This is a genomic window from Thiothrix unzii, assembly GCF_017901175.1.
Lineage (GTDB): Bacteria > Pseudomonadota > Gammaproteobacteria > Thiotrichales > Thiotrichaceae > Thiothrix > Thiothrix unzii.
The window spans coordinates 188,254-211,367 of record NZ_CP072793.1 but is presented as its reverse complement, the minus strand read 5'-3'; the positions used below and the strand labels follow the sequence as shown (position 1 = coordinate 211,367).

At 52.8% G+C, this 23,114-nt stretch carries 27 protein-coding genes; 7 read left to right on the top strand and 20 right to left on the bottom strand.

Going from position 1 to position 23,114, the window contains the following annotated elements:
• From J9260_RS01275 to J9260_RS01265, 3 genes are all read left to right on the top strand, one after another.
• Positions 1 to 570: a Uma2 family endonuclease gene (locus J9260_RS01275; protein WP_210219260.1), complete on the top strand. Its 570-nt coding sequence runs from the start codon at positions 1 to 3 to the stop codon at positions 568 to 570.
• Between the two features lie 74 nt (positions 571 to 644).
• Positions 645 to 938, top strand: coding sequence for a type II toxin-antitoxin system TacA family antitoxin (locus J9260_RS01270; protein ID WP_210219259.1), 294 nt, complete (start codon positions 645 to 647; stop codon positions 936 to 938).
• Positions 935 to 1,453, top strand: coding sequence for a GNAT family N-acetyltransferase (locus J9260_RS01265; RefSeq protein ID WP_210219258.1), 519 nt, complete (start codon positions 935 to 937; stop codon positions 1,451 to 1,453). Before J9260_RS01270 ends, J9260_RS01265 begins: the two co-directional genes overlap by 4 nt.
• Before the next feature lie 5 nt (positions 1,454 to 1,458).
• On the opposite strand, the gene queE is transcribed toward J9260_RS01265, so the two are convergent.
• The 9 genes from queE to ruvB are packed head-to-tail and all read right to left on the bottom strand — an operon-like array spanning position 1,459 to position 8,767.
• The gene (queE, locus tag J9260_RS01260) at positions 1,459 to 2,100 is read right to left on the bottom strand and encodes a 7-carboxy-7-deazaguanine synthase QueE (protein ID WP_210219257.1); all 642 of its coding nucleotides are present in this window, start codon (positions 2,098 to 2,100) and stop codon (positions 1,459 to 1,461) included.
• Between the two features lies 1 nt (position 2,101).
• Positions 2,102 to 3,085 (bottom strand): tol-pal system protein YbgF, encoded by a 984-nt coding sequence (gene ybgF, locus J9260_RS01255; protein WP_210219256.1) that lies wholly within the window; start codon positions 3,083 to 3,085, stop codon positions 2,102 to 2,104.
• 4 nt (positions 3,086 to 3,089) lie between these two features.
• Positions 3,090 to 3,668 carry a peptidoglycan-associated lipoprotein Pal gene (gene pal, locus J9260_RS01250; protein ID WP_210219255.1) on the bottom strand — a complete coding sequence of 193 codons (579 nt, stop codon included), beginning with the start codon at positions 3,666 to 3,668 and terminating at the stop codon, positions 3,090 to 3,092.
• A gap of 33 nt (positions 3,669 to 3,701) precedes the next feature.
• Complete coding sequence (gene tolB / locus J9260_RS01245; protein WP_210219254.1) at positions 3,702 to 4,937, bottom strand: Tol-Pal system beta propeller repeat protein TolB; 1,236 nt, start codon at positions 4,935 to 4,937, stop codon at positions 3,702 to 3,704.
• A 5-nt stretch (positions 4,938 to 4,942) separates the two neighbouring features.
• Complete coding sequence (tolA, locus tag J9260_RS01240) at positions 4,943 to 6,169, bottom strand: cell envelope integrity protein TolA (RefSeq protein ID WP_210219253.1); 1,227 nt, start codon at positions 6,167 to 6,169, stop codon at positions 4,943 to 4,945.
• A gap of 22 nt (positions 6,170 to 6,191) precedes the next feature.
• The gene (locus tag J9260_RS01235) at positions 6,192 to 6,629 is read right to left on the bottom strand and encodes an ExbD/TolR family protein (protein WP_210219252.1); all 438 of its coding nucleotides are present in this window, start codon (positions 6,627 to 6,629) and stop codon (positions 6,192 to 6,194) included.
• Positions 6,626 to 7,312: a protein TolQ gene (tolQ, locus tag J9260_RS01230; RefSeq protein WP_210219251.1), complete on the bottom strand. Its 687-nt coding sequence runs from the start codon at positions 7,310 to 7,312 to the stop codon at positions 6,626 to 6,628. The genes J9260_RS01235 and tolQ overlap by 4 nt, the downstream gene beginning before the upstream one ends.
• A complete protein-coding gene (ybgC, locus tag J9260_RS01225; protein WP_210219250.1) occupies positions 7,309 to 7,716 on the bottom strand; it encodes a tol-pal system-associated acyl-CoA thioesterase in 408 nt (135 codons plus the stop codon). The genes tolQ and ybgC overlap by 4 nt, the downstream gene beginning before the upstream one ends.
• A complete protein-coding gene (ruvB, locus tag J9260_RS01220; protein ID WP_210219249.1) occupies positions 7,709 to 8,767 on the bottom strand; it encodes a Holliday junction branch migration DNA helicase RuvB in 1,059 nt (352 codons plus the stop codon). Before ruvB ends, ybgC begins: the two co-directional genes overlap by 8 nt.
• 120 nt (positions 8,768 to 8,887) lie before the next feature.
• On the opposite strand from ruvB, the gene J9260_RS01215 reads away from it, so the two are divergent.
• A complete protein-coding gene (locus J9260_RS01215) occupies positions 8,888 to 9,454 on the top strand; it encodes a hypothetical protein (protein WP_210219248.1) in 567 nt (188 codons plus the stop codon).
• Here the strand turns inward: J9260_RS01215 and hrpA are convergent.
• From hrpA to J9260_RS01180, 7 genes are all read right to left on the bottom strand, one after another.
• Positions 9,451 to 13,209: an ATP-dependent RNA helicase HrpA gene (gene hrpA, locus J9260_RS01210; protein ID WP_210219247.1), complete on the bottom strand. Its 3,759-nt coding sequence runs from the start codon at positions 13,207 to 13,209 to the stop codon at positions 9,451 to 9,453. The genes J9260_RS01215 and hrpA overlap by 4 nt on opposite strands.
• Complete coding sequence (locus J9260_RS01205) at positions 13,206 to 13,757, bottom strand: Uma2 family endonuclease (RefSeq protein ID WP_210219246.1); 552 nt, start codon at positions 13,755 to 13,757, stop codon at positions 13,206 to 13,208. The genes hrpA and J9260_RS01205 overlap by 4 nt, the downstream gene beginning before the upstream one ends.
• A gap of 45 nt (positions 13,758 to 13,802) precedes the next feature.
• On the bottom strand, positions 13,803 to 14,564 hold the full coding sequence (locus J9260_RS01200; protein ID WP_210219245.1) for an arylamine N-acetyltransferase family protein: 762 nt from the start codon (positions 14,562 to 14,564) through the stop codon (positions 13,803 to 13,805).
• A 9-nt stretch (positions 14,565 to 14,573) separates the two neighbouring features.
• Complete coding sequence (locus tag J9260_RS01195; RefSeq protein WP_246499566.1) at positions 14,574 to 14,978, bottom strand: GFA family protein; 405 nt, start codon at positions 14,976 to 14,978, stop codon at positions 14,574 to 14,576.
• Positions 14,971 to 15,456 (bottom strand): protein tyrosine phosphatase family protein, encoded by a 486-nt coding sequence (locus J9260_RS01190; RefSeq protein ID WP_210219243.1) that lies wholly within the window; start codon positions 15,454 to 15,456, stop codon positions 14,971 to 14,973. Before J9260_RS01190 ends, J9260_RS01195 begins: the two co-directional genes overlap by 8 nt.
• 1 nt (position 15,457) lies before the next feature.
• Positions 15,458 to 16,330 (bottom strand): branched-chain-amino-acid transaminase, encoded by an 873-nt coding sequence (gene ilvE / locus J9260_RS01185; protein WP_210219242.1) that lies wholly within the window; start codon positions 16,328 to 16,330, stop codon positions 15,458 to 15,460.
• Positions 16,331 to 16,480: 150 nt separating this feature from the next.
• Positions 16,481 to 17,335: a LysR substrate-binding domain-containing protein gene (locus tag J9260_RS01180; protein WP_210219241.1), complete on the bottom strand. Its 855-nt coding sequence runs from the start codon at positions 17,333 to 17,335 to the stop codon at positions 16,481 to 16,483.
• 112 nt (positions 17,336 to 17,447) lie between these two features.
• Between J9260_RS01180 and J9260_RS01175 the strand changes: the two genes are divergently transcribed.
• Both J9260_RS01175 and J9260_RS01170 read left to right on the top strand, forming a co-directional pair.
• The gene (locus tag J9260_RS01175) at positions 17,448 to 17,849 is read left to right on the top strand and encodes a tautomerase family protein (RefSeq protein ID WP_210219240.1); all 402 of its coding nucleotides are present in this window, start codon (positions 17,448 to 17,450) and stop codon (positions 17,847 to 17,849) included.
• A gap of 60 nt (positions 17,850 to 17,909) precedes the next feature.
• The gene (locus J9260_RS01170; protein WP_210219239.1) at positions 17,910 to 19,340 is read left to right on the top strand and encodes an aminotransferase-like domain-containing protein; all 1,431 of its coding nucleotides are present in this window, start codon (positions 17,910 to 17,912) and stop codon (positions 19,338 to 19,340) included.
• 7 nt (positions 19,341 to 19,347) lie between these two features.
• Here J9260_RS01170 and J9260_RS01165 read toward each other — a convergent pair whose 3' ends face one another.
• Positions 19,348 to 20,301, bottom strand: a complete 954-nt coding sequence (locus J9260_RS01165; RefSeq protein ID WP_246499565.1) for a DMT family transporter — start codon at positions 20,299 to 20,301, stop codon at positions 19,348 to 19,350.
• Here J9260_RS01165 and J9260_RS01160 point away from each other — a divergent pair.
• Positions 20,300 to 21,160, top strand: coding sequence for a DMT family transporter (locus J9260_RS01160; protein WP_210219238.1), 861 nt, complete (start codon positions 20,300 to 20,302; stop codon positions 21,158 to 21,160). The two genes, J9260_RS01165 and J9260_RS01160, sit on opposite strands and share 2 nt — an antisense overlap.
• Before the next feature lie 146 nt (positions 21,161 to 21,306).
• Here J9260_RS01160 and J9260_RS01155 read toward each other — a convergent pair whose 3' ends face one another.
• From J9260_RS01155 to J9260_RS01145, 3 genes are all read right to left on the bottom strand, one after another.
• A complete protein-coding gene (locus tag J9260_RS01155; protein ID WP_210219237.1) occupies positions 21,307 to 22,008 on the bottom strand; it encodes a hypothetical protein in 702 nt (233 codons plus the stop codon).
• Positions 22,009 to 22,125: 117 nt separating this feature from the next.
• Complete coding sequence (locus J9260_RS01150) at positions 22,126 to 22,611, bottom strand: GNAT family N-acetyltransferase (RefSeq protein WP_246499564.1); 486 nt, start codon at positions 22,609 to 22,611, stop codon at positions 22,126 to 22,128.
• A gap of 210 nt (positions 22,612 to 22,821) precedes the next feature.
• Entirely contained in the window at positions 22,822 to 23,103 is a 282-nt protein-coding gene (locus tag J9260_RS01145; RefSeq protein WP_210219236.1) for a tail fiber protein, read from the bottom strand.
• Positions 23,104 to 23,114 lie beyond the last annotated feature (11 nt).

The window sequence follows — 23,114 nt, the reverse complement described above, 5'->3', positions numbered from 1 at the left end:
ATGCACGCAATCAAATACGAATACCTGAACCTCGATGAGTATCTCACTGGAGAGCGCGATGTCGATGTCCGCAGCGAATACGTGGATGGGCAAATCTACGCCATGAGCGGGGCAAGTGCCGCACACAATATCATTGCAGGGGAACTGTTCGCCGCTATCCACAACCGCACCGAACCACCTTGCCAACCGTTCATGTCCGATATGAAAGTGGTGATCCGGCATAATGGCAAGAATTTCGCCTATTATCCCGACGTTATGGTTGCCTGTGATAAAAACAATGCCGACAACTACACGCGCAATAGCCCCATTCTGATCATCGAAGTGCTATCCCCCAGCACCCAACGCACGGATTTGGGCGAAAAATTCGCAAATTACACCCAGATTCCCACTTTACGCGAATACGTGATCGTCTCGCAGGACACCCCCCACCTGCAAATATTCCGCCGTCGTAACAACTGGAAGCCGGAGTATTTCTACGCGGGCGACACCTTTACCCTCGAATCCGTCGGGTTGGAAATGGCAGTGGAAAACGTCTACCGACGAGTGCGTAAAGAAGTGGGCTTAGACTAATTTGCATGGCTTGTAATATTGCCAAAATGGCAACATCTTGATAGTCTCTAATGAACTATTTAGAGGAAAACCCCATGTTAGAAACAAGCATTGAACACAAAAGTGAGCGCGTCGTCAGTCGAGTTTCACCGAATGTGAAAGCCCTATTGGAACAAGCGGCTTCTTGGGCAGGGTTTTCTTCGGTTAATCAATTCATTGTGCAATCAGCGGTACGCGAAGCCGAACGGATTGTTCAACAAGAACAGGTTATTCGTTTAAGCTTGCGTGATACTTATGCTTTTCTTGATGCACTAGAACACCCTCCAGCACCCAATGCCGCATTATTACGGGCAGTAAAACGCTATCGTGACAGTGTGATTGTCGAATGATCAGCAGTGCCGAGACGTTAGCGATTGTGTCATTAAGCACAATCCATGACCGCAAAGCGTTCGATTGTGGACAAGAAGACTTGAACCACTATTTGCAACAAACCGCACAGCAGCACCAGAAAAAGCAGGTTTCCCGCACTTGGGTAGCCATTGATCCGACGCAACCCAGCGTAATTTTGGGGTTCTACACCACTACCTTAGCTGAAATTCCGCCTGAACACTTGAATGCAGGCGACGCTAAACGCTTACCTAAAAGCCACCTGCCAGTCGTGCGCTTATCTCGGCTGGCGGTCGACCAACGTTATCAAGGGCAGCAAATTGGACAGAGGTTACTAGTAGATGCAATGGTGCGTATCGTCCGACTGCTGGATGAATTTGCTGTTGTAGCGATGGTAGTAGACGCGAAAGATGCGCAAGCAGCAGCTTATTACCAGCATTTTGGGTTTACGCCGTTGCTGGATGAGCCGTTGAAACTGTATATGCCTGCGGGGGGATTGGTTGCAGCGGTTGGGTAAAGCACTCAATGCCCCGGTTCGTCGTTCCACAAATACTTATGCAACTGCAACTGAAACCGCACCGGCAACCGATCTTCCAACACCCATTCAGCCAGTTCTCGCGGCTTCAGTTCCGTATGGCTGGGGGAAATCAGCACTTCGCACCGCTCGAACAAGCCATGAACTTCGGCAATATCCCGAAACCATTCGTAGTCGTCACGGCTGCAAATCACCGCTTTAAGCTGATCTTTGCTGTCGAGTAACGCGAGGTTTTCCCAACGGTTTTTTGCCGCTTCGCCAGATGCGGGGGTTTTAATGTCCATGACCTTGACCACACGCGGGTCAACGCCTTCCAAAGTGATTGCGCCGCTGGTTTCCAATGACACTTCGTAACCTTGGTCACACAACGTGCTCAATAACGTCAAACAGTTTTTCTGCGCTAATGGCTCGCCGCCCGTTACTGTCACGTAATGCGCTTGATAACTCGCCACTTGCTCAACAATATCCGCCAACGCCATGCTCGTGCCGCCCGTGAAAGCATAAGCGGTATCGCAATAATGACAGCGCAACGGGCAGCCCGTCAGACGCACAAACACCGTTGGCAGGCCAACGGTGCGGGTTTCCCCTTGCAGGGAGTGGAAGATTTCCGTAATGCGTAAGCTGCTCAAATCAATGCCCTTCGGCCTTCATTTTGTCGAGGCGTTCTTGGGCTTTTTGCACGGTTTCGGTTTCACCGGGGAAGAAACTGATCACGTCTTCGAGGGTTTTACGGGCTTTATCCCATTCTTTCAGCTCGTAAAAGCTGTAACCCAACTTTAACGCCGCACCGGGTGCTTTATCGCTACCCTTGTGCTCTTTCAACACCACCAAAAACTCATCAGAAGCGGCTTTGTAGTCTTTTTCAGCATACAAAGCTTCGCCCACCCAATATTGCGCACTGGAAGCCAGTGAACTATTGGGGTAATCCTTGAGGAAGTTGCGGAACAACGGAATCGCGTCTTTAGGCTTTTTCAGCAAGGTGTTAAACGCATCGTCGTAAACCGCACGTTCTTCACGTACCGGCGGTGGCAACGTGCTATCGGTTTTGGTTTCAGCCGACTTGGTGTCATCCGCTTTGGGCGTTTCAGACTTGCTGTCGGTGCTTGTTAGCTTAGCATCATCTTTTGCAGCATCGGGCTTGCTGTCATCAACCTTACTGCTATCGGCGGGTTTACTCGGATTTTTGTCATCCGTCGCGCCTGTACCGTAGCTGTAATAGCTGTTCGGATCAGTGGTCGTAGATTTACCAGCACTAGTGTCTGGCAAAATATCAGGCTTACCCGCATTGGGGTCTGGCAAAACAGTGGATTTGCCGACCGCATCACTGCTTGCACCGGTGCTGGGTGTAGCCGCTGGTGTTGCATCAGGGGCTAACTTGTCCATTTTTTCATCGACTTGCAGAAGAGCTTCTTTTTGGCTTTTCTGTAAACCTTGCAGATCATTACGCAGTTGCTCATTTTCACCGCGCAAACTGCTCATGTCCCGTTCCATTTGGTTCAGGCGTTCTAACAGTTGCAGTGCCGCATCGTCCGATAACGGGGCGGCGATGGCGGGGGCTGACAACAGCAACCCCAGCAGCATCGCCAATGGGCGACGATTATCCTTGTCTCGCATGTCCTTACTCTCCAGCATATTTGATTTCGACGCGGCGATTTTTACTCCACGCGGATTCATTATGCCCGAACTCAGCAGGGATTTCTTCCCCGTAGCCAATCACTTCCATCTGACTGGTATTTGCGCCCTTGATTTGCATGTAATCCAGCACCGAGTAACCACGACGCTCAGACAAAGCCACGTTGTAATCGCGTGAACCGCGCTCATCCGCATGACCTTCCAACCGCACCCGCAAATTCGGGTAGGCTGCCAGCAACGCGGAATGCGCGTTTAACGCATTTTGGAATTCCGGGCGGATGGAGGAGCTGTCGAGATCAAAATAAATGACCCGTTGCGCCAAAATGCTGTTGGGATTGCGTAAATCTGCCGGGGTATATTGCCCGGAACCGTTAGCGTAACCACCGTTAGCACCGTTGCCGTAACCATAGCCATTGCTACCGTTACCTGCACCGCCGCTGCCGTAACCGCCGTTAGTACCGCCCGCACCCGCGCCACCATTGGCATTACCACCTTGTTGGGCGCAACCACTGATGGCTAATACTGCTGATACCAGCATCGCTACTACTAATGTTTTAATATTCATAACACTCGTTCTCTCGCTATTCGTGTTTAATCATTAATCCAGATAAGGCGACCAAGCGGGGTCACGTACATCGCCTGCTTGAGAATACAAAAGCTGATGCGCTTTGCCGTTATCACTCGCCACTGCCAGTGAACCGCGTGCGCCCGCATCGGTGGCATACAATACCATCGTGCCGTTCGGGGAAATCGCTGGGGAGTCGTCCTGCGTACCGCGTGAAATAACGCGCTCTTCACGAGTCGCGGCATTCATCACCGTAATTTTGGAAGAGCCGCCACTTTGACGCACCATTGCCACGCTGTTGCCCGCAATGCTTGCACCGGCATTATACCCGCCGCTGAAAGACATGCGACTATCCCCACCACCGCTGGCGGATGTTTGGTAAAGCTGCGGCTGTCCGCCCCGATCCGAAGTAAACACAATCGTGTTGCCGTCAGCCCATTGCGGCTCGGTATCAATCCCACGGCTGTTGGTGATTTGACGCATCCCGCCGCCGTTTGCACCCGTCACGAAAATATCGTATTCGCCGCGCCCGGTTGCCACACTCATTGCCAGCGATTGACCATCCGGCGACCATGAAGGTGAAGTGCTGGATTTACCGGCTTCAGAAACCGCACGTTTACCACCTGAAGCCAAATCCTGTACATACACCATCGGTCGACCGCTTTCGTAGGAAACGTAAGCAACCTGATTACCGTTAGGCGACCAGCTAGGCGACATCAACGGCTGACGTGAAGATGCAATCGTGCGCGGATTATGCCCGTCAGCATCCGATACGATTAACTGAAAGGTTTGACCACGCGCCGGACCACTGGCAGACACATACGCAATACGGGTATCAAACGCGCCCTTTACCCCGGTAATTTTTTCAAACACCAAGTCAGCGGCTTTGTGTGCCATACGGCGTTGGTTAGGGTGCGCAGGAATACGGAAAGCACCGACGGCCTGCCCGCTACCTACATCAATCAGTTGAAAATCCAGCCCACCGGACTGGCTTCCAACCACCGCATACTGCGCTCCGGCTGCACGTAACGCAGCAGGAGACATATCACCCGCTCGTGTCGGATCAATTAAAGCAAACCGTCCGCTGCGTTGCAGGTCAGCCTCAATGACTTTCGCCAGAGGGCCAAACGGTGCAACCACAATGCGCGTGCCATCAGCGGCAGCATCACTGTCGATACGGATATGTAACTCTTCGGCGTGCGCAGGAGCGACTGCGGCAAACAGGGCGCACACAGAGAGCAAGGTAGTGGCAAGCAGTTTCTTTGTCATAGCTATTACTCAAACGTAATTACAAGGGTATCGCTGTAAAGTTCATCGTATTGTGGTTTTGGAAACGGGTCGGAACCATGAATCGCGGCTTTAAGCGATTCGCAGAACGCGGGGCTACCGTTACAATTTAAAGAGAAACGTCCGATTGTTCCCGGCGCATTGACTTTCAAACGCGCAGTGCCGGACATCCCGAAACGCTCAGACGGTTGCCGCCAATTGCCTTTGACTTTGCGTTTAATCGCACTCGCCCACGCGCTACGCGCAGAGCCTAAATCACGGGCACTAGGGCCGCCACTGCCTGCATTACCACCGTTGCCAGTCGCGGCAGCAGCATTGCGGCGAGCAGCTTCTTCGGCGGCTTTGCGCTTGGCTTCAGCAGCTTTCCAACGTTCGCGGTCTTCAGCTAATTGGCGATCTGCGTCGGCTTCGGCAGCTTTACGCTTGGCTTCCGCAGCCTTCCAACGTTCGCGGTCTTCGGCTAATTGGCGATCCGCTTCGAGTGCGGTACGTGCTTTGTCTTCTTCTGCTTGTTTACGCGCCAAGGCTTCGGACTTTTCTTTTGCTGCTGCTTCGACCTTTTCGCGGGCAATGGCTTCGGATTTTTCCCTGGCACTGGATTCTGCCTTAGTCGCAGCTTCTGCTTTGGCTTTAGCGGCGGCTTTTTCCTGCGCTAAGGCTTCTGCTTTTGCCTTGGCTTTGGCATCGGCTTTTTCGCGCTCGGCTTCGCGGCGTTTTTCTTCGGCTAAGGTTTCACGACGTGCATCAGTTTTAGCTTCAGCTTTACGCTCTGCTTCCGCCGCCGCGCGTTTGGCCTGAGCAGCACGTTCACGTTCGTTTTCTTCGGCAATTTCCTTGGCACGCTTGTCGGCTAAGGCTTTACGACGCGCTTCTGCTTCGGCGACTTCCGCAGCTTTTTCAGCAGCAGCGGCACTGGTTTGCGGCTCCACTACAGGCTGTTTAACTTCTGGCGGCGTTACCGGCGGTGTGGGCGGCAATGTCGCGGTTTCCGTTTCTGGTGGAGTCGCTGGCGGTGTGGCGGCTTGTTCCGGTGGCGTTACTTTTTCTTCAGGTAACGGTAAACCTTCTGGGGCAACCATTTGCACCGGCACATTGGTATCAACGCTAGGGCGATCTGTGAATTTAAAACTCAACAGCAGTAAAACGATGATCAGCACATGGAAAACCAACGCCCACATCAGGGCTTTGGGGTTTTTTAGCAATTCCTTAAACATGGTCTAATCCATCCTTTCGCGCTTAGGGTTTGTTCGGGGCGGGAGCTGAATCAACCACTAGGCTGATTTTCTTTGCCCCGGCTTGTTGGGCTGCCACCATTGCCCCTACCAAGTGCCGGTATTCCGCCGTGCCATCAGCACGTACAAAAATCGGGCGTTCTGCCTTGGGATCAAGCTGGGAGGACACATAGCTGGTAATCGCTGCTGCATCCACTTCCGCACCGTCATCAAGGAAGAAGTGTCCAGCTTTGTCCACAGAAATCGTCAGAGGTTCCTGCTGATTATCGGCGGTTAACGCTTCTGCCTGCGCATCGGGTGCATCCACTTCCACCCCCGCTTGCATCATCGGTGCTGTCACCATGAAAATCACCAGCAACACCAACATAACGTCAATGTAAGGCACAACGTTCATCTGTGACATGGCGCGGCGTTTACGCCGACATTGACAGTGGGCACTCATGCCGGTTTCCTCTGTGCGCTGGCGTGACGTTCCAACAACGCGGTAAATTCTTCGCGGAAGTTGTCGTAGCTCACCACCAAACGGTCAATTTTATCGCTAAAACGGTTATACGCAATGACCGCCGGAATCGCCGCAAACAAACCAATCGCAGTAGCAATCAACGCCTCCGCAATCCCCGGCGCAACCACTGCCAAGGTAGCCTGCTGCATCTGCCCCAAAGAAATGAAGGAATTCATAATCCCCCACACCGTGCCGAACAAACCCACGTAAGGGCTGGTCGAACCCACGGTTGCCAAGAACGCCAGATTTTGTTCCAACTCATCCACTTCTTTGGAAGCCGCCACCCGCATTGCCCGCTGTACCGAGTCCGTCACTGACAAACGCGAACTTGGCTCCGTCGCAATCGCACGCTTATATTCGTGGAAACCGTCGTAGAAAATACGTTCCAAACCGCGCCGGTTAGTTTTCTGCGCTAACTCTTCATACAAGGCATTCAGCGACACCCCGCTCCAGAAACGGTCTTCAAAACGGGTAACATTGGTCTGGGTCGTCGCGATTTTGCCCGACTTCGCCATAATCAATGACCATGAAAACAGCGAAGCCAGCACCAACATCAGCATCACGATTTGCACCACGAGGCTGGCATCAGTAATCAATTTCAAAATGGAAAGGTCGGTAGTCACGGGATCAAATTCCTTATTGCTGGAGGTAGCGGCGTGGGTCGCCGCGTATCTTGGGTAATGCACACTACTTTGACGCTACCATCGGCTAACAGTTCACGTGCATCGGCCTGATTTTGCCGCCAAATCTGTTGATTAAATAGCATACTGGCTTTATGGCATTCGGTCAGCGTCGCGCTGACATAAATTTGTTCATTAAAAAGGGCAGGTTTACGGTAATTAATCGACAACTGACTCAACACAAACAAAAACCCTTGTTGCGCCAGTGCGTCTTGCTCCATCCCAAGGCTGCGTAACCATTCTGTCCGCGCCCGCTCCATGAATTTCAGATAATTCGCGTGATACACAATGCCGCCCGCATCGGTATCTTCGTAGTAAACCCGTATTGGCAAGATAAACTCATTCAAACAGCTCAAAACTGCTACCTTCTTGATTAGTGCCTGCACTCAGATGCGCAGGTATCGTTAGCCCAAAATGTTGCCATGATCGCCGTGTTGCGACACGCCCACGCGGGGTACGCATCAAATAGCCCTGTTGGATTAAAAACGGCTCTAATACATCTTCAATCGTACCGCGCTCTTCCCCAATCGCAGCGGCGAGGCTATCGACCCCAACAGGGCCGCCGTCAAATTTTTCTATGACTGCCAATAACAAGCGTCTGTCCATGTGGTCAAAACCTTGCTCATCGACATTCAGCATATTTAGCGCACGATCCGCAATGTCTGACGTAATCAAACCGTTATGCTTCACTTGCGCGTAATCACGCACCCGCCGTAACAAGCGGTTAGCAATCCGTGGTGTGCCGCGTGAACGCCGCGCAATTTCATACGCCCCGCCCTCGTCAACCTGCGCCCCCACGATTGTACCCGCACGCCGCACGATGTACGCCAAATCCTCCACATTGTAAAACTCCAGCCGCTGCACAATCCCAAAACGGTCACGCAACGGCGAAGTCAACAATCCCGCACGGGTAGTCGCCCCCACCAAGGTAAACGGTGGTAAGTCCAGTTTAATCGAACGCGCCGCAGGGCCATCGCCGATCATAATGTCGAGCTGAAAATCTTCTAACGCCGGATAAAGAATTTCCTCGACCACCGGACTCAGGCGGTGAATTTCGTCGATAAATAATACATCATGTGGCTCAAGATTGGTTAATAGCGCGGCAAGATCACCCGCTTTTTCTAATACTGGCCCCGATGTTTGACGTAAATTTGCGCCCATTTCATGCGCAATGATATGGGAAAGTGTGGTTTTACCCAACCCCGGCGGACCAAAAATTAACACATGATCCAGCGCATCGCCGCGCTGCCGTGCTGCACCAATGAAAATTTCCATTTGCTCACGTACTACTGGCTGCCCGATGTAATCTTGCAACCGGCGTGGGCGAATATGGTCGTCAGCGCGGTCTTCTTCGCGGCTGGCGTGCGGGGAAAGCGGGCGGGCGTGTTGTTTGTCCATCGTTTTGATTCATGTCTTTGATTGTGCGATATTCTAACGGGTTGTGAAGGGTGTAACCAGTGTGTTGGTTACGCCAGCCTGCCACGCCTACCACCAATGTCTAAAACCAAGGAGAATATAATGCTGACGACCAAGACTTTATTACTGGATGCTATTTTTGACCCGCAAAAGGGCTGGGAATATTCGCCCAGCCATGTTCCGCTGAAACGTATTATCGGTGACGATGGCAATGTGAATTACGCGGTAACGGTCGATGACAATGTAATCATGGTCTGTGAACAAAGCGAATGGAAAGGCGGTGAAGCCAGCGACGTACCCGCCAATCGACTGGTGGCAAAAGTGTATTTCACTGGCTTGGAAATTAGCGACGCGCTGGCATTTTTACAATCTAACGCCGGAACCAGCGGTTTACCCGCGTGGGGCTTGGACGGCGATGGCGACCTCACATTGCAAACCGCGTTCCCGATTTCTGCCGATTTCCCGGTGGAATGGGCACGTAAACAGTTGTTGGTTTGCATGGCATTGTTGCGGGAAGCAACCTACGATTTCCTCAAAGCGGTCAATCAGGAAGAGCCTGAGACTGCTGCGCCACAACACCTTTCCTCACAGGAAGATCGCTTTGACTGGGATTCGGCAAAGCAAGTGGCTTCGGTGGCAGGTGAATTTTTAAAGGCGTTTTTGCGCTAAACGTTTGCCTCTTTCCACACCGCTTCCAGTCGCTTGCTGGAGGCGGGTTTCGCTGTCCCTAACTCTTGCGCGAACAGTGAAATGCGGAACTCTTCCAGCAACCAACGGTATTCGTGGCGTTTTTCGCTGGATTTACCACGCTTGTGACGCTCTTTCCACTGATCCCAAAACGGTTGCACTTGCACCCGTAAGGCGCGGTCTTTGGTTGGGTTTTCCGCCAGTTTTTGCAAACGGCGTTGAATGCCTTTGAGGTAACGCGGGAAGTGGCGCAATTCGTCCGGGGTTATCGCTTCCAGAAAACCGACGTACACCAGATGGTTGAGTTGGTCGTTGATGTCGTTTAATGCTTCCAGCCAGGTGGGTGGTGCTTTACTTTTCAGGGATTTACGGATGTCGTGGTAAAGACTTAACGTCGGGGCAAGCAGCCGCGCGGTTTCCTGCGCTTGGGCAAACACTTGCTTGCGGCATTCGCCGAGCGCTTGGGCAAAGCTATCCTGTTTGCGAATGGTGAGATAATCGGCAAATGCTTGGCGGAAAACGTAACGGGTAATGCTTTCCTTGAGTTCTTCGCACTTGCCCGTCGCGGCGTATTGCAAACACATTGCCGCCATCTGCTGGGTGTGCTTCGGCACATCGCGTACTTCCGCAGGCAGTGCCAGCAGGAATAAGCGCAATACACCACACCAATGTTGCGCGGTAGCATCCGGTTCGTTATCAAACAGGCGAATGCTGACGCTATTGCCGTTATCCACCAGCGCAGGCCAAGTGCGCAATTTCATCCCTCCCATTTCCAGCCAATGATTGTCGGGTAAATCGCCAAAGTCCCACGCCGTAATGCCGGTGCGTTCGATGGATTGCACCGGTTGCACTGCCAATTGGTGCTGAGTTTGTTCGCGCACTTTGCCTTTGAGTGCGTCTAAATCGCGCCCTGCTTTCACCACTTTGCCACTGTCGTCGGCGACTTCAAAACGCATTAGCAAGTGTGTCGGCAATTCCAATTCTGCCCATGCTTCGGGCGGAATTTGGCTGCCAGTCATGCGCCGCAAATGCTTTTCCACCTGCACTTGCAACGGCACATCATCGCTGGGTTGAATGGATTCTAGGCAAGCCCGTGCGTAATCCGGTGCAGGCACAAACTGTTTACGCACGTGTTTCGGCAAGCCGCGAATCAGTGCGGTAATTTTTTCTTCCAACATCCCCGGCACGAGGTATTCAAAGCGCGTCGGCGCAAGCTGATTTAAACCCAGCAACGGCACACGCACGGTCACACCATCGTCATCCGCTTTCGGGTCGAAATGGTAACGCAACGGCAAAATCATTCCCTGCACCTGCAAGCTGTCGGGGTATTGTCCGCTGCGTTCATGCCCTGCTTCGCGCTGCATCAGGTAATCACGGGTCAAAAATAGTAGCTTGGGATTTTTGTGTTCCGCGTGTTTGCGCCAGCGTTCAAACGAATGCCCGTTGACCACTTGCGCGGGAATTAACGGCGCGTAAAAGTCGTACAAACGCTGTTCATCGGCGAGAATATCGCGGCGGCGACCTTTGGCTTCCAGCACTTCGATTTCGCTGATTAAATCGGCATTGTGGCGAAAGAACGGCGCGGCAGTGCGGTATTCACCGTACACCAGCGCGTGCCGGATGAAAATCTCACGGCACACGGGCGGGTCAATGCGCCCGTAACTGACTTTACGTTTAGGGGTAATGGTAATACCGAATAATGCGGTGCGTTCAAATGCAGCAACTTGCGCGGATTTTTGTTCCCAATGCGGCTCGGTGTAATGGCGGCGCAGCAAATGATCGGCGAGCTTTTCCACCCATTCCGGCTGGATTTTTGCTACTACCCGCGCATACAAACGTGAAGTTTCCACCAACTCCGCTGCCATGAGCCATTGCGGGGCTTTTTTCTTCAAGCTGGAGGCGGGAAAAATGTGGAACTTGCGCCCGCCCGCGCCTAAATATTCGCGCTCTTCGTCTTTTTGCCCGATATTGCTGAGCAAACCCGTGAGCAAACTCAAATGAATCGCGTCGTAACCGGCTGTGCTAGTACTTCCCCCCATCCCCAACCCTTCCCCCGCAAGGGGGGCAGGGGGTAAGACAGTACCGCCCATTTCCAGCACCATTTGATGCAATTGGGTGTGAATATCGTGCCACTCGCGCAAGCGCATATACGACAGCAGTTCTTTCTGGCACAACTCGCGGAATTTGCGCTGCGACAGGTGTTTACGCTGTTCGTGGAAATAGTCCCACAGTTTCAAAAAGCCCAAGAAATCGGATTCTTCGTGCTTGAAACGGCTGTGTTTTTCGTCAGCGGCTTGTTGCTTATCAATCGGGCGTTCACGCGGATCTTGCAAGGTTAACGCACTGACAATAATCAGCACTTCGCGTAACGCACCGTTGTCGTGTGCCGCCAACAGCATCCGCCCGTAACGCGGGTCGAGCGGCAATTTGGCGAGTTGATGACCAATAGCGGTGACATTGTAATCGTCATCCACCGCGCCCAATTCGTACAGCAACTTGTAACCGTCGCGCACCAAACGGGTATCAGGCGGCTCAACAAAGGGGAAATCTTCGACATCCGCCACCCACATCGTCGCCAATTGCAAAATGACCGCCGCCAAGTTGGTGCGCAAAATTTCCGGCTCAGTAAATAACGCCCGTTTGTTGTAATCGTCTTCGCTGTAAAGACGAATCGCGATACCGTTACTAACCCGCCCGCACCGCCCGGAACGCTGATTCGCCGAGGCTTGCGAGACTTTTTCAATCGGTAAACGCTGCACCCCCGCCCGCCAGGAATAGCGCGAAATCCGCGCATAGCCGCTATCCACCACGTATTTAATGCCGGGAACAGTGAGCGAGGTTTCCGCCACGTTGGTTGCCAAGACGATGCGCCGCCGCCCGTGTGGCTCGAAAATACGGTGCTGTTCCTCGTTGGAAAGCCGCGCATACAATGGCAAAATTTCCGTCGCAGGTGGATGATGTTTGCGTAACGCTTCCGCCGTTTCCCGGATTTCACGCTCACCGGGTAAAAACACCAAAATATCGCCGGGAGCTTCGCGCCCCAATTCATCCACCGCGTCCAAAATCGCTTGGGTTTGGTCACGTTCAAGTTCTTCTTCCGCATCCACGTCCACCAGCGGGCGATAACGGATTTCCACCGGATAAGTACGCCCCGACACATTAATAATCGGCGCGTTATCAAAATGTTGCGAAAAGCGTTCGGGGTCGATGGTGGCAGAGGTGATAATGACTTTCAGGTCACGGCGTTTCGGCAATAACCATTTCAGGTAGCCCAGCAAAAAGTCGATATTGAGGCTGCGTTCGTGGGCTTCGTCGATAATCAGGGTGTCGTATTGGCGCAGCAGCTTATCTTGCTGAATTTCCGCCAGCAAAATCCCGTCGGTCATCAGCTTGATGTAACTGTCGGGCGAGCAACGGTCGTGGAAACGCACCTTATAACCGACCTGTTGCCCCAAAACCGTTTTCAACTCTTCCGCAATCCGCGCTGCCACACTCCGCGCAGCAATTCGGCGTGGCTGGGTGTGACCGATGAAACCGTTGACCCCGCGCCCCAATTCCAAACACATTTTCGGCAACTGGGTGGTTTTACCCGAACCGGTTTCCCCGCACAGAATCACGACTTGGTGGGTGCTGATCGCTTTGAGGATTTCTTCGCGGCGTTGCGCAACCGGCAGGTCGTCCGGGTAGGTGGGTGTGGGCAGGTTTTGCAGGCGCAGGGCGCGGCGTTGGGGGTTCACTGCGTATAAAACTCGTTAAGTGCCAAGCTAATTCCTAACGTATCAAACACCAGCACATCGTCCGGTTGGCTATAAACACGCAGCAACCATTCATCACGTTTCAGACGGTGAAAATGCTCAACAGCTACCGCTTCCGGGTCAATCAGCAGATAGTCTTGCAAGCTGGGAATGGAACGGTAATGTGCAAACTTACTGCTGCGGTCGTACTCACGGGTACTAGGTGATAAGACTTCAACCAATAAAACAGGATTCAGTAACGTTGTCTGCTTGTCATTCAAATCGGGTTGCCCACAATACACTGACACATCGGGGTAAGTATCCAAACCCGACGGCGTATGCACTCGCATATCGCTATTCATCGGTTGGCAAGGCTTACCACGCAATAACTGACGCAAACTCGCAAACAGATTGCCCGCCACCCGCGCATGGTTGAACGTACCACCCGCCATCGCATACGCCTGCCCTGCCAAGAACTCATGTTTGACATCACTCTGCGCTTCCAATAGCAGATAATCTTCACGACTAAAGCAGGGCTTTACTTGCAACATCAACATCCTCCGCAGGATTACGTGGCTGGAGGCACAGTATAGCGGTTACGACCTCAATCCGAAATGTTCTTCCAATACCGCCGCTTGTTCATGTGGCGCAAGGGTGCGCTGGGTGGTGATACCCGCATCCACCTGCTTAAAACTGTCGCCAAACAGGATATTGCGCCCGTTTGCGGTGAAGCACACCACCAGCGGTTTCTGGGTAAACACTGCGTCGGGGTGGGTAGAGTTCAACCAGTTTGCCGGAGCAAAATCAATCCACTCGACCGGGCAGCGGTTAAAGCCGTATTGCTTTGCCCATGCTCCTTCCACTTGCGCTTTGAGGATAATATCGCCACCTTCCTCACTCAGCATGAAAGTGTCGCAACCTTGTGGGATTGGCGTTTCCAGCACATCCAGCCGCAGCGGTGCGCGGATGCCGTAACTGCCAAAACCGAGATCACACAACCATTCTGCTCCGTCCAGCGTGACCAGCAACGCCATGTGGGTACGTGGGCGTTTCATCGGGTAAAACATCGGGCGGGCAGCGACAAACTGGTAAGGGATTCCCAAGGCTTGCAGTGCCATTGCAAACATGCCGTTGACTTCGTAGCAGTAGCCGCCACGCTGCCTACCAACGATTTTCGCCACGATGTCATCGGGGTTAAGGGAAATGGGTTTGCCTGCCAATACGTCCAGGTTTTCAAAGGGTACACTGCGCAACTGGTGCTGCATCAGGGCTTGTACGGTGGCAAGGTTGGGGCGTAATTCGCCTGTGTAGCCGATTCGTTGGCAGTAAGCGGTGAGGTTGAAATTTTCGGCAAGCATGAGAACTCCTCAAAAATTTAATTGTTGGTTCAACTTTGCAACAGCCGCTTCCCAGTTGCGACCGTCAAACGGGATCACTTCGGGTTTGACCATATCCAGCTCGAAATCATCCAGACAGCACACATTGATGCTGATCATGTCCGGCGCGGCGCGGGGGTTACTGAATGGGTGGATGCCGCAGTGACGGCAAAACCAGTGTTTCGCTTCTTTCGTATCAAACTGGTAAAGCTGCAAGGCTTCCTGCCCCTGCAATAGCTGGAATTGCTCCGGTTTAACCCGGTGATGCAGCACGCCTTTCTTGCTACAGATGGAACAATTGCATTGCACCACTTTGTCCAGCACCGTGATGACGGTAAATTTGACCTGTCCGCAATGGCAGCTTCCGTACCAGATTCTGGATTCTTGCTCACTCATCACCATAACTCCCAACCGGTATCGCGCCCGGAGCCAGCCGGGTCAGGTTGCTGTCGATCTGCAAAAACGCCTGCCAGACTTCATCCGGCTCCCATTCCGGCAGCATCACGGCTTTGGCGTCTGCTTCCGGCATCCCCAGCACCAAGTGGTGATACTGGAATAGAAACGCGGAAACGCGGTGATTGAGTGCGCAATGCACCCACACCTTGCGCCCTTCCAGCATTTGCATCAGGGCGCAGAAACGTTGCAAGTGCGCTAGTGTTGGCTCCTCCCACGGTACGGGAATGTGGTAGTAATCCAGCCCCAGGCTGATGACGCGGAAACCTTCGTCTTCCAGTACATTCGGTGAATACGGCATCGCCAGATTAATCACTGCCTCGTAGCCAGCATCAGCAATCGACTGGATTTCATCCGCCAGCGGCTGGCCGGAACTGGCGAGCCGTGCGTTGATGTAGCGGTAGTTGAGGATGGTGCTCATGTCAGCCTCCTGTTTCTTGCTGGATCAGGGTGGAAAATGCCTGTGTCAGTTGTTGATAGTAGGTTCCGGGGCATTCTGCCATTTTCCGCCCGTCGATTTCGCGTACCGGAATCAGTTTCGCGCCTGTGCCGGTGAGGAAACATTCATCGGCGTTGTAGAGATCGTAGGGTGTGAGGATTGCCTCACGCGCCGGGATGCCGTTGGCGACCGCCAGTTCCAGCACGTTTTGGCGAGTAATGCCTGCCAATGCGCCTTCGGTAGCGGGCGGTGTCAGCAACACACCATCGCTGACGATGAATAGGTTGTCTGCCGTACCTTCTGCCACGCAGCCCCGGTCATTGAGCAGAATCGCTTCTTCCACCCCTGCGTAGTTGGCTTCCATCCGCGCCAGAATCGCATTGAGGTAGTTGAGGCTTTTGATACGCGAATCCAGCCGGTCGGGGGTCAAACGGCGCGTCGAAGCGATGATTGCCCGTACCCCTTGCGCCCGCTGCGCATCACTCACCATCTGCAACTGGTCGGCAATGATGATGACACTCGGCTGTTGGCAAGTGGTGGGATTGATACCCAGCACTCCAACCCCGCGTGTCACGATAATACGCAAATAGCCGTCGCTCAGGGGCGAAGCAGCAATGAGTTCCGCCACCGCTTGCGCCAATTCATCGGCTGACAGTGGAATTGCCAGTTGCAACGCCTGCGCTGAACGCTGCAAACGCTTCAGGTGCAAAGGCAGGCGGAATGCCTTGCCATTGTAGAAACGCACGCCTTCAAATACGCCATCGCCATACAGGAAACCGTGGTCAAAAACCGAAATTTTTGCTTCTGATGCGGGCATAATGCTGCCGTCTATCCAGCAGCGGGCTTGGTCAAACATGGCTGATCCCCGAATCCTTGTTGTTACGGAATAGCCAGTGTAGGGTTTCCAGAAAAAGCATTACAGATACAGATTTTCTTTAATTAAGCGACACAGTTTTTGCAGGTATGAGCATTGTATTGCGGAAATTCCAGAATATGGTGATGGAACTCACGCGGCTTGTAATCCAGTCTTTTGCAAAGCCGCTGCCAGCCATTCACTGGCTTCGCTCAAGGTACGATTGCGCAACACTACGCTAATGGTGGGCAATTCAGGAACACTTGGTGGTGGAGCAAGGATTGCCAATCCGGCAGAAACAGCGCAATCGGCACGCACCGTTACTGCCAGCCCTGCCCGTACCGCCGCCATCAATGCCGCCAAGCTGTTGGTGCTATAAACAATCCGCCAAGGTATGCCTGCCTGATCCAGCGCATGGGTGGCGGCTTGCCGAAACTCGCAAGCCCCCTGATACCCCGCCAGCCGCAGGGGATGCAGACCAGACCATTCACTCCCCGCCTTGCCGATCCAGACCATCGCGGCAGTTCCAATCACCTTGCCTGCCAGCGGTTCACGCTCCAGGGTCAGAATGAGATCGTAATCGCCACTGTCATAGCGCTGGATCAACTCATTACCATAGCCTGTTTCCACCACCAGATTGACGTGCGGGTAAGCACGGGAAAATTGCGCCAATAATTCCGGGAGTACACCTTCGCTTAAGCTATGACTAACACCCAGACGGATTTCGGCGGCAAGGCTGTTTTTTGCTAGTGCAAACAAGGCTTCATCCTGTAATGCCAGCCAACGTTTGGCATAGCCGAGGAACTGTTCCCCGGCAGGTGTCAGTAACCGTCGCCTTCCCGAAGTGGCGAACAGGTTGGCATCAAGCTCTGTTTCCAGCTTACGGATTTGCTGGCTAACGGTGGATTGTGTTTTATACAAGTGCTGCGCTGCACGGATAAAACCACCGGACTCGACTACGGTAACAAAGGTTTGCAGTAGCTCCGTACTGACATTGGCCTGCTTCATAGCGATACCCACAATGATCGTCAATAACGATTAATTTAAACAGAAAACATCGTTATACACGAACACTATCGGAAGCTAAAGTAGAGCTACGTTAACCAACAGGAGTTTTACCATGCCTTACATTGCAGTCCGTATCAGCAAAACCGTATCCGCCACGCAAGCCCAGCAACTGGCTGGCGGAATCACCGACATCATGACCAATACCCTGCGCAAACAGCGGTCGTTGGTGGCGGTTTCCATTGAAAGTATCCCGGCCTCCCAATGGTTTATCGCCAGTCAGGATATGGAGGTGCTGCAAAACATCACCGCGTTTGTGTCCGGCATTATCACGGAGGGTACGAATACGGAAGCCGAAAAATCCCGCGCCATTGCCGCCATCTTTGCGCTATTGACCGAGGTTTTGGGTGAGCTGGCGGAAGCCAGTTACGTGGTGTTGGACTGCGTACCTGCAAGCGATTGGGGCTACAGCGGTAAAACCCAGGCAAGCCGCAAGGCGACAAGGAAACAGGAATAGCACTTGCTTACAAAACCATACAGATTTAGATTGAGTGCTACTTGACTCAAACTGTACCGCATGACCCTCTACGACGATATTGCCAACAAACTCACCGCCCACATCGACAACGGCATCTACCAGCAAGGCACGCGCCTGCCCGGTGTACGCCGCCTCAGCCAGCAATTCGGCGTAAGCATTTCCACCATCGTGCAAGCGCAACGCCAGCTCGAAAACCTTTGTCTGATCGAAGCCCGCCCGCGTTCCGGTTATTACATTCGCCTGCGCCCCTGGCTCAAACCCGAATTGCCTACCACTTCACAACCTGTCCTCAAACCCACGCCCGTAACGGGTCAAGAACTGGTGTTACAACTCGCGCAAGCCACCAGCCGCGCCGGTTTCGTGCAACTGGGGGCAGCCGTGCCGGATGAATCGTTCATGCCGATGCGTGCCTTTCAGCGCAGCCTCGCCAAAACCGTGCGGCACTATGGCAAACGCGCCGCCAACTACGCTTTCCCGCCCGGTTTGCCCGAATTGCAGCAACAACTGGCGCGGCGAATGCACCTGTGTGGCAGCCCCGTTGCCGCCAACCGCATCCTCATCACCAACGGCTGTCAGGAAGCACTTTCGCTTGCCCTGCAAACCGTTGCCTGTGCGGGCGATATTATCGCTATCGAATCACCGACCTTCTACGGCTTGCTGCAAGTCATTGAATCATTAGGCATGAAGGCACTGGAAATTCCCACCGACCCGCAGGAAGGCATCAGCTTGCCCGCCCTCGAACGCGCTTTGGAACAATGGTCGGTGAAAGCCTGTGTGCTGATCCCCAATTTCAGTAACCCGCTTGGCAGCCTGATGCCGGTGGAGCGCAAGCAGCAACTGGTCGCCCTCGCCCACCGTCACGACTTACTACTGATCGAAGATGATATTTACGGCGACCTCGGTTTCAACGGCGCACGCCCGCCCAACTTGCTCAGTGTCGAGCCAGATCCTGCCAACGGCAATGTGATTTACTGTGCGTCGTTTTCCAAAACCGTGGCGCAAGGCTTACGGATTGGTTGGATGGTATTGCCGGAACGCTTTTTCCGCCGCGCCGAATACCTCAAATACGTCACCAACCTTGCCGCGCCGACGCTGCCCCAATTGGCACTGGCGGATTTCCTTGCGCACGGCGGCTACGAACGTTATTTGCGCCAAGTGCAAACCCGCTACGCCCGCCAAGTCGATTTGTTCAGCCACGCCATTAGCCAGCATTTCCCCGCAGGCACACGGGTGACGCAACCCAAAGGCGGCTTCGTATTGTGGGTGGAATTGGCGGAGGGCAGGAATACTTTGCAGATGACGCAACACTTGCTGAAACAAGGCATTAGCATTGCACCGGGGCAAATCTTTTCCGCCACGCAAAAATACCGGAATTGCATCCGCATTAGTTGTGCGCAGCCATGGACAGAGCAAGTCGAACAAGCGGTGGCGAAAGTGGGCGCGTTGTGTGCTATTCCACTGGCTTTTTGATTCGCTACTATTTCTTACCCAACGCCCCCACTCCCAGCATCACCAACAACATCCCCGCCAGATGGAACCAGCCGAACGGTTCCCCCAGCAATGCCACTGCCAGCAGGATGGTGATGAGCGGGCCGGATGTGCCGACAATGCTGGTACGCGCCGCGCCGATGCGCCCAATCGCCTCGCTGACCATGAAACTCGGTAACACTGTGCTGAAAATGCCCAGCAGCAGCGCGTAACCCCACGCCGTCGGGTTGACCAGCAAATCACTGACACGATGGGTCAACAGGAAATGAATGCATACGAACAGCGTCGAAGCCAACATCGCAATGCTGGTGAATAAGCGGCTGCCAAATTGCCCAATCAAACCTTTACTGAACACCACGTAAAACGCAAAAATCAGTGCAGCGGTTGCCACCATCGCCACGCCCAAAGTCACATCCGCCCCGCCGAGATTGGCCTCGTGCGCATACAGCAGCATCACCCCGCTGTACGTCAGCACCAGTGCCAGCATAATGCGCGGGGTAATCGCTTCGCGCAGAAATACCCAACCCAGCAATGTGGTCATGATCGGGTACGTGTAAAGCGTGAGGCGTTCGAGTTGTGCCGAGACGTAATTCAGCCCCTGCATATCCAGCCAGGATGACAAGTAATAGCCCATGAAACCCAGCAACATGATTGCCGCCAACGGTTTGGGTGCAGGTATCCGGGTTGGCGTTTGCCGTAGCAACCAGCCAAGCATGAGCAGATAAAACGGTGCTGCCACCAGCATCCGCAAGGTCAACAGCGTAACCGTATCCACCCCTTGCGCGTAGGCCAGCTTGATGAAAATTGACTTGAGCGCGAATAACGCCGTGCCGCCGACAGCCAGCAGCCAGCCGGTACGGAAATGGTGTTGTGATAAGGCGATTGACGTTTTTCCCATATTGGGAATATAACACCCGCCCTGAATGATAAGAATCGCTGCCATGAAAAACCGTCCTGCCCTGTTCGCCATCGTCCTTACGATCATTGCCTCCGTCATTTTGGCGGGAATGGATTCGTTGGGGAAATTCCTGATGCGCGAGTTTTCGACTTTTCAGGTGACGTGGGCGCGGTTCCTGTTCCACAGCATTATCGTGTCGCTGCTGTTTTATGGGCAGGGTTTGCGCCATTTTGCTGTGACCCGTGCGCCGAAAACGCAGTTGTTGCGCGGCTTGTGCATGGTCGGCATTAACACCTTGCTGTACATGGCGATCAAGACGGTGAGTCTGGCGGAAGCGACGGCGTTGATGTATTTGTCGCCGGTACTCGTCACCTTATTCGCGGGCATATTCTTGGGGGAACGTATTTTGCCGCGTCATTTATTAGCGGTTGCTGCCGGGTTTGTCGGGGTGCTGGTGATTATTCGCCCCGGTTTTCAGACCTTTGAACCGGCGTTATTGCTGGCGTTTTTTGCCTCGCTGCTGCTGGCACTGTATTTTCTGCTGACCCGTAAAGTGGCGGGTGTGGATGATCCGCGCACCTCGCTGTTTTATACCTCGATTGTCGGCGCAGTGGTGCTGAGTTTCCTCGTGCCGCTGTGGTGGAAAACGCCCGATGCGCTGCAATGGCTGCTGCTGATTAGCATGGGCGCGTTCGGTGCGATTGGGCATTTCCTGCTGATCAAGGCGTATACGCTAATCACCGCGTCGGAACTGTCGCCTTGGCTGAATGCGCAGGTGGTGGCAGCGACGTTATATAGCGTGTTCCTGTTTCAGGATGTGCTGGGGTGGAATTTCTTTGTGGGAAGCGGGCTGATCGTGGGCGCGGGGCTGCTGTTGTGGTTGCATAACCGGCGGGTATCCTGAGAGCAAAAAATACCCTTGTATTTTATCCAAATACAGCCCAAAACTACCTTGTGTTTTATACTTTAATAGATAGTTCTTCAGCTATGTATAGGGATATTATCGTTGTCGCTGTATTTGCCATCAGGTGATTACGGATATTCGAGCAATTAGATTTTTTCATCTGAAATCTCCAAATCTACTTTCACAATGTCCGAATTGGTCGACCTAACTATGCGGAGAATTGATATGGTGAAGTCAGAAGGTGTTTCGACTCCACCTTCAAGTTTTCGCACTTCACGGCTGCCAAATGCCCAGAATCCACCTTCCTCAAGCTCATTGAGCAAAAGCGAAAGTCGATAAGCAGTTTGAACCCTATCTCCAGCCTCAAGATCTGCTGATAATTCACCATAATCTTGAGCTTCTTGCAGAAATGAAGCGATTAGGTTGGTTTCTGTCTCCGACTTCGGATCATCGTGTTCAAATTGGTAGCCATGTGCATTGGACAAAATTGTCAACAAGTCTTGACCAGTCATCAACCGAACCAAATGGCTGGGTATGTTTTCTGTAACCTGACGAATCCTTATTCCTTCATGTGTCGATTGCTCTAGTGCTGTTCTGACCCATTGCTCATGATTCGATTTGAGGGACTGAAGTAAGCCGACTGTATAAGTTTCGCACTGATCATCAATGATCTTGTGATGGACTTTGCACAATAAAATGAGATTGTCGATAGCGTCGATTTGATCAACTGGAAATACGATGTCGTGCCTCGGTCCATTAATTTGTCCCGAAATAATATGACATTCGTCTCCAATAACGGATTCATTGTCGGCAGCGGTCGAGTCAGCTACAAGCTCCTTCCGACACATCGCGCAACGATTGCCTGATCGCCCCCATAAGACCTTCCTAGTTTTATTTGAGATTCCCATATTGACCTAATTGTTGTTGGTAACGATAAATAGGGTAGCTGTAGAGTTTGAGTTGAGTCATAGCGTTTGCTCTCGATCAAGTATCCAGCAACGTGGATGGTGAGTGTAACCAATCCGCCCGTAATACGCATTCGCCGCCGGAGCTGCAATCAGTATCAGCTTACAATGCCTGCCCAATTGCTGCTGGGTGAGGATTTGCAGTTGCTTGCCGATGCCCTGCCGCTGGTAGTTTTGGTCAACTGCCAGATCAGATAGGTAACAGGCGTAATGAAAGTCGGTCATGGAACGCGCCACGCCCACCAGTTGGTCGCCATCCCACGCTGTCACCAGCAAGTTGCTGTTGTTTACCATGCCTTCCATGCATTCGCGGTCGTCGATGGGGCGGCGTTCGCCCAAGGTAGAGCGACGCAGCAGGTCGATGAATTGGTCTGCCGAAATGGGGGTATTTATCTGGTACTGAATCGTCATAGGATGTAGCGGCGGGCGAGGTAAGCCAAAATCGCCGCCGGAAATGGGGTGGTCATAGAGTTTGAGTTGGGTCATAGTGTTTGCTCCCGATCAAGTATCCAACAACATGGATTGTGAGTATACCCGCAGGAACAGCTTGGAATGCAGCGTTAAATATTTGCGCTCATCCAGAACTCGCAAACTATAAAAATTAGGCATCATTAAAACAATGCCTGAGAGAAAAGCCCCACCATGCGATAGACGGGGCAAATATTGAATAATGTCTCGATAAATTATCGTTAAAAATTAAGGGCGTGTCGGATAAGGGCCTGCTACGGATACACAATATTTAGTTCCCGCTGGAGCCTGCAAAGATGGAAGCTTGTCTGAACCCAAAATAGATTTCAACATTTGATTTGATGTCGCTGAACCATCTGCTGGTGCAAATCCTTGAGGACAATAACTGGCAGCTACAAGGCAAACAGAACCTAAGTAATCATGTTCGCTACAAGCCATTGCATTTGCGCTAACCAAGATACCAGAAGCAGTAATGAGCGTTGCAAGCACGCGGGTAATTTTATTAGCCATGAATAATCCTT